This window comes from Methylorubrum zatmanii (assembly GCF_014845115.1).
GTDB lineage: Bacteria > Pseudomonadota > Alphaproteobacteria > Rhizobiales > Beijerinckiaceae > Methylobacterium > Methylobacterium zatmanii.
Genome location: NZ_NKUI01000049.1, coordinates 1 through 10,129, shown reverse-complemented (window position 1 = coordinate 10,129; position 10,129 = coordinate 1). Strand labels below are relative to the sequence as shown.

General features: G+C 71.1%; 8 protein-coding genes. 5 read left to right on the top strand and 3 right to left on the bottom strand.

The genetic code is table 11. The features are described 5' to 3' along the window. Positions 1 to 15: 15 nt before the first annotated feature. Positions 16 to 1,497 carry an MFS transporter gene (locus tag MZTS_RS07055; protein ID WP_192282834.1) on the top strand — a complete coding sequence of 494 codons (1,482 nt, stop codon included), beginning with the start codon at positions 16 to 18 and terminating at the stop codon, positions 1,495 to 1,497. On the opposite strand, the gene MZTS_RS07050 is transcribed toward MZTS_RS07055, so the two are convergent. Then, positions 1,454 to 1,969 carry a DoxX family membrane protein gene (locus MZTS_RS07050; RefSeq protein WP_009863008.1) on the bottom strand — a complete coding sequence of 172 codons (516 nt, stop codon included), beginning with the start codon at positions 1,967 to 1,969 and terminating at the stop codon, positions 1,454 to 1,456. The genes MZTS_RS07055 and MZTS_RS07050 overlap by 44 nt on opposite strands. A gap of 216 nt (positions 1,970 to 2,185) precedes the next feature. On the opposite strand from MZTS_RS07050, the gene MZTS_RS07045 reads away from it, so the two are divergent. The 3 genes from MZTS_RS07045 (at position 2,186) to MZTS_RS07035 (ending at position 5,549) form a co-directional block, all read left to right on the top strand. After that, positions 2,186 to 2,437 carry an acyl carrier protein gene (locus MZTS_RS07045; RefSeq protein ID WP_192282832.1) on the top strand — a complete coding sequence of 84 codons (252 nt, stop codon included), beginning with the start codon at positions 2,186 to 2,188 and terminating at the stop codon, positions 2,435 to 2,437. A 20-nt stretch (positions 2,438 to 2,457) separates the two neighbouring features. After that, positions 2,458 to 3,978, top strand: coding sequence for an AMP-binding protein (locus MZTS_RS07040; protein WP_192282830.1), 1,521 nt, complete (start codon positions 2,458 to 2,460; stop codon positions 3,976 to 3,978). 290 nt (positions 3,979 to 4,268) lie between these two features. Beyond that, entirely contained in the window at positions 4,269 to 5,549 is a 1,281-nt protein-coding gene (locus MZTS_RS07035) for a type III PLP-dependent enzyme (protein ID WP_192282828.1), read from the top strand. Between the two features lie 125 nt (positions 5,550 to 5,674). Here the strand turns inward: MZTS_RS07035 and adh are convergent, their stop codons facing one another. Together adh and MZTS_RS07025 are read right to left on the bottom strand one after the other, a co-directional pair. Then, the gene (gene adh, locus MZTS_RS07030) at positions 5,675 to 7,198 is read right to left on the bottom strand and encodes an aldehyde dehydrogenase (protein WP_192282826.1); all 1,524 of its coding nucleotides are present in this window, start codon (positions 7,196 to 7,198) and stop codon (positions 5,675 to 5,677) included. Positions 7,199 to 7,417: 219 nt separating this feature from the next. Continuing rightward, the gene (locus tag MZTS_RS07025) at positions 7,418 to 9,232 is read right to left on the bottom strand and encodes a serine hydrolase (protein ID WP_343068717.1); all 1,815 of its coding nucleotides are present in this window, start codon (positions 9,230 to 9,232) and stop codon (positions 7,418 to 7,420) included. 202 nt (positions 9,233 to 9,434) lie between these two features. On the opposite strand from MZTS_RS07025, the gene MZTS_RS07020 reads away from it, so the two are divergent. Next, on the top strand, positions 9,435 to 10,034 hold the full coding sequence (locus MZTS_RS07020) for a hypothetical protein (protein ID WP_192282821.1): 600 nt from the start codon (positions 9,435 to 9,437) through the stop codon (positions 10,032 to 10,034). The last annotated feature ends 95 nt before the right edge of the window (positions 10,035 to 10,129 follow it).

The window sequence follows — 10,129 nt, the reverse complement described above, 5'->3', positions numbered from 1 at the left end:
CGCTTGTCCCCTCCGATGCGCCCCGCCCAGATCGTTCCCCTCGTCGTCGCCACCGCCCTGTTCATGGAGAACACCGACTCGACGGTGATCGCCACGGCGCTGCCGGCGATCGCGGCGAGCCTGGGCGTGGACCCGATCGCCCTCAAGCTCGCGCTGACCGCCTATCTGGTGAGTCTCGCGATCTTCATTCCCGTCTCGGGCTGGGCCGCCGACCGCTACGGCGCCCGCAACGTGTTCCGGGGGGCGCTCTGCGTCTTCATGGCGGGGTCGCTGGCCTGCGCCGCCGCGAACTCGCTCACCGGCTTCGTCGCCGCGCGCTTCGTGCAGGGGATCGGCGGGGCGATGATGGTGCCGGTCGGCCGCCTCGTGATCCTGCGCAGCGTCCCGAAATCCGAACTGGTCGGAGCGCTGGCATACCTCACCATTCCCGCGCTGATCGGCCCGATCCTCGGGCCGCCGCTCGGCGGCTTCATCACCACCTATGCCGATTGGCGCTGGATCTTCTTCATCAACATTCCGATCGGGCTGGCCGGCATCGTGCTGGCGACCCTGTATTTCGGCGACATCCGCGAGGAGACGCGTCCGCCCTTGGATGTCACCGGTTTCCTCCTTTCCGGCGGCGGTCTCGCCCTGCTGATGCTGGGCTTCGCCTCGACCGGGCGGCATCTCCTGCCGGACGGCGTGTCCTGGGCCTGCATGGCGGCCGGCCTCGCCCTGATCGGGCTCTACCTGCGCCACGCCCGCTCCACCGCGCATCCGCTGATCCGCCTCGACCTGCTCCGGCACCAGACGTTTCGCGCGGCGGTGACGGGGGGAAGCCTGTTCCGCATCGGCACGGGGGCGATTCCATTCCTGCTGCCGCTGATGCTGCAGATCGGCTTCGGACTCGATCCCCTGCATTCGGGGCTGATCACCTTCGCGGCGGCGGCGGGCGCGCTCCTCATCAAGATCGTCGGCCCGCGCATCCTGCGGGCCCACGGCTTCCGGCGGGTGATGGTGACGAACGCCCTCGTCGCCTCGGCCTTCCTCGCCGCCAACGGGCTGTTCACGGCGCAGACCCCGCACTGGATCATCGTCAGTGTGCTGCTGCTCGGCGGTTGCGTCCGCTCGCTGCAATTCACCTGCGTCAACGCCATCGCCTATGCCGATCTCGAGGCGAGGGAGATGAGCGCGGCCACCAGCCTCGCCAGCGTCGCCCAGCAGCTCTCCTTGAGCCTCGGTGTCTCCATCGGCGCCCTGGCGCTGGAAGGCGCCGCCGCGTGGCACGGCCATGCCGGCATCGCGGCGCAGGACTTTCCCCTCGCCTTCCTCGGCGTGGCCGTGATCTCGGCGGGCTCGTTCCTGGTGTTCCGGCGTCTCGCGCCGGATGCGGGGGCGGAGGTGTCGGGCCAGCGCAGGGTCGCCGAGGCCGTGCCGAGGCCCGCCGACGGCTCGCCTCAGAGCCTCGCCCCGGTCACGCCGCGGCACGCGCCGGAGCCCGGCCGCCCGTCCGCTTGACGCCGCTCTTCCGGGCCGGCGCCTTCGGCCCTTTCGTGGGGGCTCGGGCCGGGGCGGCGGCGGCATTGCTGCGCCAGCCCTGCCAGCTCCAGGCGCCGGGGCCGGTCATCGCGTACATCAGGAAGGCGCCCGCCAGCCCGAGATCGGCCAAGAGGAAGCTGCGCTCCGTCGCCGCCGCCGCGCCGGTCTGGAGCCAGAACGGGTGGAGCAGGGCCGCCATGCCGGCGACGAAGCCGGCCATGGCCAGCCCGGTGATCCGCGGCATCACCCCGAGGATGACCGCCAGGGGGCCGAACACCTGCACGATCACCGCCGCCGTGGCGACGGCGTTCGGGGCCGGGCAGCCGGCGCCCGCCAGCGTCACCGCGAAACCCGAGACGTTGAGCGCCCGCGCCACGCCGGTCGGCAGCAGGGCCGAGGCCATGAGGAGGCGGGTGGCGAGAAGCACGCCGTTCTGGGCTGAACCGAACACGGGCCGAGGACTCCGGACGAGACGAGATGCCGGAAAACCTCGGGGGCCAGCGTGAATCGCGGGTTAAGCGGATCGCGCCAAAGAGACGATGGCTGGGGATCGCGAGCGGGGGCAGGCGATGGACGGGCGATGGACTTGCCCCGATGTTGGGCTTAAGCCCGCACTTCGAGTGCAGCATGGGTCGGTTCAAAGGATAGTCACGCCGTGGTTCAGTCGATGGCCGACGTGCGGGAGGCGATCTTCGCCTTCATCGCGGCCCGCAACCCGGGCCTTCCTCCGGGCGCGGTCACGGGGGAGACATCCCTCGTGACGAGCGACGCCCTCGATTCCATCGGCATCCTCGACCTGATGATGCATCTCGGCGACCGCTTCGGCGTCGAGGTCGACGAGGACAGCTTCGACCTCGCCAATTTCGCGAGCGTCGACACGCTGGCCCATTTCATCGACGACCGGCGCTCCGACGCCTGACCTGCCGCCAGATCTGTCCGATGGCCCCGACGCTGCTGCACCACCTGCTCGATGGAGCCGGCGCGGACGATCATCCGGCGGTGATCGAGGGCACCGACACCCTGACCTATGGCGCCTTCCGGGCGCGCGTCGCCGCCCTGGCGGAACGGCTGCGCCGCCTCGGGCTGAGGCCCGGCGACCGGGTCGCGATCCTCCTGCCGAAATCGATCCGCGAATGCGTCGCGATCTTCGCCGCCAGCGCGGCGGGGGGCGTGTTCGTGCCGATTCACCCGAGCCTGCGCCCGCGCCAGGTCCACCACATCGTCGCCGATAGCGGCGCGCGGGTGCTGCTGACCGATGCGGGCCACGCGGCGGGGCTGGACGGCGCCCTCGACGATCTGTCGGATCTGCGCGTCCTCGATGCGGAAACCGGGGGCGAGGCCGAAGCGCCGCTGACCCCCGGCGAGGCGGCGCCCGAGGGGCTGGCGGCGATCCTCTACACCTCGGGCTCGACCGGCCTGCCCAAGGGCGTGATGCTCTCCCACGCCAACCTGATCGCCGGCACCCGCATCGTGCGGACCTATCTCGGAATCGGGCCGGAGGAGCGCATCCTCTCGGTGCTGCCCTTCTCCTTCGATTACGGGCTGAACCAGCTTCTGACGAGCGTCGAGCAGGGCGCGCGGATCGTGCTGCTCACTCCCCGGCTCGGGGACGACGTGGTGCGGGCGCTGGAGACGCACCGCATCACGGTGCTGGCGGGCGTGCCGACCCTCTGGACGCTGCTGACCCGCGCCGCGCCGCATCTCGCCACGGCGGATCTCTCGGCCCTGCGCCTCGTCACCAATTCCGGCGGGAGCCTCGCCCTCCCGACCATCGCCCGCCTGCGCGCCCGGCTGCCGCATACGCGGATCGTGCTGATGTACGGCCTGACGGAGGCCTTCCGCTCGACCTATCTGCCGCCCGACGAGATCGACCGGCGCCCGGACTCGATCGGCCGCGCCATCCCCGAGACCGACATCGTCATCGTCACCGCCGAGGGCCGGCGGGCCAAGCCCGGCGAGCCCGGGATCCTGCATCACCGGGGCCCGACCGTCTCCCTCGGCTACTGGAAGCGGCCGGAGGACACCGCCCGGGTTCTGGTGCCGGACCCGTTCCCGCCGCCCGGCGCCGCCCCCGGCCTCGTCTGCCGCTCCGGCGACCTCGTAGTGGAGGATGCGGAGGGCTATTTCCGCTTCATCGGCCGCGAGGACACGATGATCAAGACGCAGGGGTTCCGCGTCAGCCCGACCGAGGTCGAGGCGGCGCTGATGGAGACCGGCGCCTTCCGCGCGGCCGCCGTGATCGGCCTGCCCGATCCGAGCCTCGGCCAGCGCATCCACGCGGTCACCGTGCCCGCCGAGGGCGCGCCGGGGACGGCGGATGTGCTGCAATCCCTGCGCAAGGCGCTCGCCCCGCACCTCGTGCCCCGCACCATCGAGGCGGTGCCGACCCTGCCGACCACGCCGAATGGCAAGGTCGATTACAAGCGCCTCACCGCCGAGCGCGCGGCGGCGGAGATCTGAGTCTCCTATCCCTCAGAAGGAGGAGCAGGGGACGAAACTCCCTTGCGAGGGCCGAACACCATGACGCAGCCTCAGTTCGACCGACCCGTTCCGGGGCCGATGACGGTCCTCAGGCCGCGGTGCTGCGCCAGCAGTCTCGCAGCACCCCGCGACACGCCTTCCAGCGGAGGACTGTCATGGGATCGACCGTTCCGGGGTGCTGCGAGGCCCGCTGCGCCGGCGCCTCAGCATGAGGAGCGATGAGCTTGCCAAGGCAACCCGCTCAAACGGGCTCTGAGGCCCCCCTCGCGATGCCGGATCTCGCCACTGCGCTGATCGCCGAGAATTTCGCGCGCGATGCGGGCGGCGTCCTGCATGTCGGCGGCCTGGCGCTGACCGAGCTGACGAAAGAATTCGGCACGCCGCTCTTCGTCTACGATGCCGGGACGATGCGCCGGACCTATCGCGCCCTGCGGGAGGCCGTCGCCGGCTTCGCGGAGGTCGACTTTTCCGTCAAGGCGAACCCCAACCCGGCGGTGATCCGGGTGTTTGGCCAGGAGGGAGCGGGCGCCGAGATCGCCTCCGGCGCCGAGTTCGACGCCGCCCTTCGGGCGGGCGTCGCCGCTGAGCGGATCCTGTTCGCCGGGCCGGGCAAGAGCGCGGCCGACCTCGACCGGGTGATCGGCGGCGGCATCGGCGAGATCCATCTGGAGAACCGGGAGGAGATGGCCCGCGTCGCCGCGGCGGCGGAGCGCCACGGCGTCACCGTGCGGGTGGCGCTCCGGATCAATCCCGGCGCCACCGCCCAGGGCGGCGCGATGCGGATGGGCGGCAAGCCCTCCCCCTTCGGCTTCGACGAGGAGGAGATGGAGGCGGCCATCGACGCGGTGGAGGCCATGCCGCGCCTGCGCCTCGCCGGCCTGCATCTCTTCGCCGGAACGCAGGGGCTGAAGGCGGAGACGCTTCTCGGCCAATGGGCCTACGGTCTCGGCCTCGCGGCGCGCATGGCCGAGAGGATCGGCCGGCCGCTGGAGACGATCGACCTCGGCGGCGGCCTCGGCATCCCCTACTTCTCCGGCGACACCGCCCTCGATCTCGCCGCGATCCGTGCCGGGCTGCCGGCCCTGATCGCGACGCTGCGGGCGAACCCGCTCCTGGCTCCGGCCCGGGTGGTGCTGGAGCCCGGCCGCTACCTCGCCGGCCCGGCGGGCCTCTACCTGGCGCGGGTGCTGGCGGTGAAGGAATCCCGCGGCAGCCGCTTCGTCATCACCGATGGCGGGATGCACCACCATCTGGCCGCGAGCGGCAATCTCGGCCAGATCGTCAAGCGCGACTTCCCCCTGGCGGCGGTGGTGGACGCGGGGAGCGAGTGCACGGCCACCGCCGTGGTCGGCCCGCTCTGCACGCCCCTCGACATGCTGGCCCGCGCCGCCCCGCTGCCGCCGCTGGCCGAGGGCGACCTCGTGGCGGTGCTGCAATCGGGCGCCTACGGCCTCACCGCGAGCCCGACCGGCTTCCTCAGCCACCCGATGCCGGCCGAGCTGCTGGTGGAGGGGGGCGAGGCCGAGCTGATCCGGGCGCGTGGAGCCTGAAGCGAGCGCACCGCCACCCCCTCCCCTGCAGAAGGGGACGGGGCATTCGCGCCGCGTCTCTTCACACAAAAAACCCCGGCCTGATGGCCGGGGCTGAAGTCGGTCTCGACGGGTTTTCGTAAGCCTTAGAAGAAGCCGAGCTTCTTCGAGGAGTAGCTGACCAGCATGTTCTTGGTCTGCTGGTAGTGGTCGAGCATCATCTTGTGGGTCTCGCGGCCGATGCCGGACTGCTTGTAGCCGCCGAAGGCCGCGTGGGCCGGATAGGCGTGGTAGCAGTTCGTCCAGACGCGGCCCGCCTGGATGGCGCGGCCGAAGCGGTAGGCGCGGGTTCCGTCGCGGGTCCACACGCCGGCGCCGAGGCCGTAGAGCGTGTCGTTGGCGATGGAGAGCGCCTCCTCGTCGTCCTTGAAGGTCGTGACCGAGAGGACGGGGCCGAAGATCTCCTCTTGGAAGATCCGCATCTTGTTGTGGCCCTTGAACACCGTCGGCTGCATGTAGAAGCCGTCGGCCAACTCGCCGTCGCGGGTGCCGCGGGCGCCGCCCGTGAGGCACTCGGCGCCTTCCTGGCGGCCGATATCGACGTAGGACAGGATCTTCTCGAGCTGCTCGGAGGAGGCCTGGGCGCCGATCATGGTCGCCGGGTCGAGGGGCGAGCCCTGCGTGATCGCCTCGACGCGCTTGATGGCGCGCTCGATGAAGCGGTCGTAGATCGACTCGTGCACCAGCGCGCGGCTCGGGCAGGTGCAGACCTCACCCTGGTTGAGGGCGAACATGGTGAAGCCTTCGAGGGCCTTGTCGAAGAAGTCGTCGTCCTCGTTGGCCACATCGCCGAAGAAGATGTTCGGCGACTTGCCGCCCAGCTCCAGCGTCACCGGGATCAGGTTCTGCGAGGCGTACTGCATGATGAGGCGGCCGGTGGTCGTCTCACCCGTGAAGGCGATTTTGGCGATGCGGGGCGAGGAGGCGAGCGGCTTGCCGGCCTCCAGGCCGAAGCCGTTGACCACGTTGATGACGCCCGGCGGCAGCAGGTCGCCGATCAGCTCCAGAACCACGAGGATCGAGGCCGGGGTCTGCTCGGCGGGCTTCAGCACGACGCAGTTGCCGGCGGCCAGGGCGGGCGCCAGCTTCCACACCGCCATCAGGATGGGGAAGTTCCACGGGATGATCTGGCCGACGACGCCGAGCGGCTCGTGGAAGTGATAGGCCACGGTGTCGTGGTCGATCTCGGAGATCGCGCCTTCCTGGGCGCGGACGCAGCTGGCGAAGTAGCGCCAATGGTCGATGGCGAGCGGGATGTCGGCGGCGGTGGTCTCGCGGATCGGCTTGCCGTTGTCCCAGGTCTCGGCCAGCGCGATCAGGTCGAGGTTCTCCTCCATCCGGTCGGCGATGCGGTTGAGGATGCGGGCGCGCTCGGCCGGGGCGGTGCGGCCCCAGGCATCCTTGGCGGCGTGGGCGGCGTCGAGCGCCTTCTCGATGTCCTGCGCGTCGGAGCGGGCGACCTCGCAGATCACCTTGCCGGTGATGGGGGAGGTGTTCTCGAAATAGCGGCCGGCCGCCGGCGCGACCCACTGGCCGCCGATGAAGTTGTCGTAGCGCGCCGAGAAGGGCGACTTCGTCTTGGCATCGGCCAGGAATTCGGGCTTGTTCATCGCGTTTCCTCCATTGCGCTCGTTCGTCGACCGCTCTTGCCGCCGGCCTTGCCGCGGGAGACAAGAGCAGGCGCCCCGTCTGATCAAGATGGACTTTTGGCCAACGCGGCTTCTGGCGGCCGCAGACTTGACGATGGTCGCAGGCCGCGCCGGGCGCGGCTGTCAGTGTTCAAGCCGCGCCGAGCTTGGCGGCGGCCGTCGAGGGCGGCCGCGGACCCATCAGTTAGACCCTTTGGGCCCCGGTGGCGACCCCACCCTTAGTCCAACCGGCGGTGCCCCCTCGGGCAGGCGCGGCGCCTCGGTGTCGTAGCCGTTCTGGTGCAGGATCAGCCCCGCAATGCGGCCCGTCTCGTCGGTGGTGAACGTGATCTGCGCATCGACGGCGCGCAGGAAGAAGGCGCGCTCGCCCTCCGGGAACAGCTCGTTGCGCGGCTGCCGGGTCGCCTGCGCGAACAGGTGGCCCTGCTCGACGGTGACCGCGATCTCGACGCCCGGCGCCAGGGCGTAGCGCCCGGCGAGGGCGGCGAGGCCGGACCGGTCGATGGCGACCTCGCGATGTTCCTGCTGCGGCTCGGCCAGGATCGCCCGCGCCTCCGCCTCGGTCACGCGCGGTCCGGTCCGGTCGCGGCCGTCCCGGCGCAGGATCACCCCGGACGGGCGGCCGTCGGGCTCTGTCTCGAAGGTGAGGCGCATATCCGCGACCCGGCTGACGAAGGTGCGGTCGCTCTCGGGGACGAAGGGCAAGGCGGCCTCGCCCGTCGCCCGCGCCGTCAGCCCCCTGCCCTCGCGGGCGACGGTGAGGAAGGCGCGCGGGCCGAGGCGGTAGGTGCCGGGGTAGCGGTCGAGGATCACGTCCTCCAGCACGATCTCCTCGGGCGCCTCGTAATGGCCGAGATGGAGCGCGGCGAGATCGCGGGCGATCTTCTGCGCCGGCGCGGTCTCGGTGTTCGAGAGCACGATCACGGTGAGGCGGTCGTCGGGATAGAGGTCGTTGATCGACAGGAAGCCGGGAATCGACCCGGCATGTCCCCAGACACGGTGGCCGCTCTGCCGGTCGCCGGGCTTGTGGCCGGGCTTGCCGCTGGATTTGCCGAAGGCGCGGGAGACGAACCAGCCCAGGGCGTAGCCGGTGCCGCCATCGTCGAACATCGCCGCCCGCGAGGCCTCGGACAGCAGGCGGGGGCCGGTGAGGGCGTTGTCCCAGGCGAGCAGGTCGTCGACGGTGGAGTAGAGCGCGCCCGCCGCATAGGCCGCGCTCGCCGCCATCGGGGCGGCGTTGCGCCATTGCGACCGCCCCCGCCGGTAGCCGGCGGCCCGGCGCGGCAGGATCACGGTGAGGTCGTCGTAGCCGGTCTCCTTCAGCCCCAGCGGCGCGAGAATCTTGTCGCGCAGATATGGCTCGTAGGATTGGCCGGACGCCGCCTCGATCGCCATGCCGAGCAGGACGTAATTGGTGTTGCTGTACTCGAACCGGGTACCGGGGGCGAACAGCAGCGGCTCGCCCGCCGTGAGCGCCACGATCTGAGCGGGGGTGTGATCGGTCCGGGCGATCTGGTCGAAATAGTTCGGCAGCGCCGTGAAGTTGATGATGCCGGAGCGGTGCTGGAGCAGGTGGCGCAGGCTCACCCCCTCCCAGGCCGGCGGCACCGAGGGAACCCAGCGGCGCAGGGGATCGTCGAGCCCGAGCCGGCCGGCCTCGGCGAGCGTCAGCACGGCGGCGGCGGTGAAGGCCTTGGTGAGCGAGCCGATGCGGAAATGGGTCTGGGGCGTGTTGGGGATGTCCCATTCGCGGTTGGCGGGGCCGTAGGCGCGGCGGAAGATCGGCTTCCCATCCTCGGCCACGAGGATCACCCCGGAGAACAGGCCCGCCTCGACATAGGGGGCGACCAGGGCCTCGGCCTTTTCCGCGTAGGCCTGATCCTCCGAGCGGGCCGGGCTCACGGCCAGGCTCACGGCCAGGGCTGCGAAACAGGCCAGCAGCAGGGCCGCGCGCAGGGAGGGACGGGGGCGCGGGCGTGCGGATGCATGGCTCACGGGCTCCTGTCTCCTCACCGTCGGCGGGCCGGGCAACAGAGGCCGGCTTTGCGGCCACGGCGTGGCGGCTGCGCGCATCGTGCCGGGACGATCACGGTTTCGCCGCGACCCGCTGCCAGAAGCGGACGGCGCGGGCGAAGGCTTCCCCCCGAGGCGGGATCTCGGCCAGACCCGCCGACGGGCGATCACAGGCAGAACGACCATGACGATCCTTTCGCGCACCCGGCTTGCCTCCCTTCTCGCAGCCTCCCTCGCGGCGGCGATGCCGATCCTTCTCGGCGCCGGGCCGGCGCAGGCCCAGGCGAAGCCGGCCGCGGCCCAGCCCGCCGGGACGGCCGAGGCGCCGCAGCCCGGCAAGGAGGTGGCGCTGACCCAGGAGCTGGTCGACGGCCTCGTGGCGGCGCAGGTCGAACTCGCCAAGTTGCCCGGCGGCCAGTCCGATCCGAAGGCCGTGAAGCGGCTCGAAGCCCGGGCCGAGGCGATCGCCAAGAAGAACGGCTTCGCCAGCCTCGCGGAGCTCCAGGACGCCAGCGACAGCGTCGACACGGTGCTGGCCGGGATCGATCCCGAAACCGGCAGCTATGTCGGGGCCGCGCCGCTGCTCGAGAAGCAGCTCGCGGCGGTCCGGGCCGACAAGACGCTGTCCGCCAAGGAGAAGGCGGTCGCCGTCAAGGAGTTCGAGGGGGCCATCGCCGCCAGCAAGTCGGTCAGCCCGTCCGAGGCCAACATCGCCCTGGTGACCAAGAATTTCGCTAAGCTCAGTCAGGCGGTGAGCGGGGGGGACGGACAGAAGCAGAAGTAAGGCTGCCCCCCAGGACATCCGCATCCAGAGGGGTCGTCTCGTTCCCCGAAAATGGCGCCTGCCCTCCCCTGATCGGGGCCGGGCGGGCTGGGGAG